The following is a 1776-nucleotide window of genomic DNA, read 5'->3' as shown; positions in this document are numbered from 1 at the left end:
GTATCCTCTTCAAATTGAGTGGAAAGCTCTTACTTTCAACTCAATGAGCTTTTTTCTCTGATCAGTTTTGCTAGAGACGGCATTTCAAACGTGTTGCTCACTCTATCAAATATGTAATCATATGCACTTACACTCAGTTTCTTTGCTGTCTGAACAATCGTCATAAATGTGTCGTTTGCCCTTGTTCCTTCATCTGTTATGGTTTGCAGGCTCACGTCTCTTTTTCTGACCTTTGCTCTTGCCGCTAACTCTGCTGCATTGTTATGCAGCGGTACCTCTGGTAAAATCAATGTCTTCAAGAGATGTTCCTTGTTCTCTTTTGTTTTACAGATTCTTTCATCCAGCTTTTCATACCCTGTTATAGTCGAAAACAATTGATCAAACTTCGTGGATAATTGTTTCGCGATCTCTGAATCTGGATTTTCTCTAAATTCACAGAGTTCCCCATAAAAGTCCCAGTATCTGTCCAGAAAAGCTTCCAGCTTTTCTTTATGGTAAGGTACTATTGGCCTCAATTTCTTGTAGTTTCTTCCATCATGAATCCAACAAAGAGCATGATGATATGCAATTTGCTTGAATTGACGTGCGTCATCACTCAGAAGTGTGGTAACCACAGGTATGTCTGTACTTTGATGATATGCTGCAATTGCACAGGCTTCAAGAACTTTCTTCTTAGTAGTTTTATATCCATTAACCGAGAACAAATAATCCAGTTTTCGACGTATTTCTTCGTCACTGAATATTTTGTTTTTAACAGAAGAGAGCTTTTCCGTCCATATTTGGGAAACATTAAACGTTTCCATCAGGTCAAATGCTTCATCATTAAAGCGGTACGTTTTTTCTTTTCCACATAAAAGTACATCTAAAATATTTTCTCGACTCTTGTTGGGAACTGTAAAATAGGCAGCATAATAAGGATTACAAAGGATCTGAGTATAGTGATTGTCACCATTAACTCTTGTACCTGTATCATCTATCTGCTGATAAGGCGTAGCTTTTAGACCTTCAAGAAAAATCTCAGCTTTCTCCTGATGGAATACATCAGCATTTTTTGTCAAAATTCGAGAAATAGTGGCTTTGGATATATGAACGCCAATATTTTTCAGAAACTCATGTATTTTGGGCTCTGAAACATTAGCAACATGGTTAAGAGTTATTATAAGAGATCTGATTCCAGGGCCAAATTCACCTTTGATACTACCTGGAAGTTCACCTGAATATGTTTTGTGAGAAGAAGGAGAATAAAAAATCTCTATCCTGAAGTTGGTGTTCATAGGTTTTATGGAAATGTCCTGAATTATTACGTCCCTATAACCTTTAGAATATGCATCGATGGGTAAAACGGACCTATCAACTTTACAAGTCTCAATTCGATGAATCTCTATTTTATCCAGTTTTGATTTAGATTTCTTGCTCTATGGAAAACGTCTTTTTCGTCTCTCTTTTTCAGAAGAAATGTCATCATTCTTTTTAGAGCCACGAATATTAGGTTTGATTTGTTCACCTTTGAGTAGGTTGATTTCGTCTCGAAGTTTTTGATTCTCTGCCTTGAGGAATTCGATCTCTTCGTTCTGTTTTTCAATGACAGAAAACAGAATGCGAAAAGATGTGGCATATCTTTCATCCTGAATTTCATCAGGATTAATATCCAATGATGCCAGCAATTCCTTGAGGGTTTCAAGATCCATTTTTTTGCTCCAAAATATGATAAGAGGAAATGGAGAAACAATTATATGTTTCCTGCGATTGAAAACCCATAAAATTTGAAGAGGATAC

General features: G+C 36.4%; 2 protein-coding genes. Both read right to left on the bottom strand.

From position 1 onward, the window contains the following. Nucleotides 1-35: 35 nt before the first annotated feature. Nucleotides 36-1274 (bottom strand): IS66 family transposase, encoded by a 1239-nt coding sequence (locus RG963_RS16395; protein ID WP_310577349.1) that lies wholly within the window; start codon nt 1272-1274, stop codon nt 36-38. Between the two features lie 141 nt (nt 1275-1415). Continuing rightward, nucleotides 1416-1688, bottom strand: coding sequence for a hypothetical protein (locus tag RG963_RS16390; protein ID WP_310577348.1), 273 nt, complete (start codon nt 1686-1688; stop codon nt 1416-1418). Between the last annotated feature and the right edge of the window lie 88 nt (nt 1689-1776).

Origin of the sequence: Methanosarcina baikalica (assembly GCF_031461075.1) — an archaeon.
GTDB classification, from domain to species: Archaea; Halobacteriota; Methanosarcinia; order Methanosarcinales; family Methanosarcinaceae; genus Methanosarcina; species Methanosarcina baikalica.
Note: the sequence above shows the minus strand (reverse complement) of the source record. Positions and strands in the feature narration are given on the sequence as shown.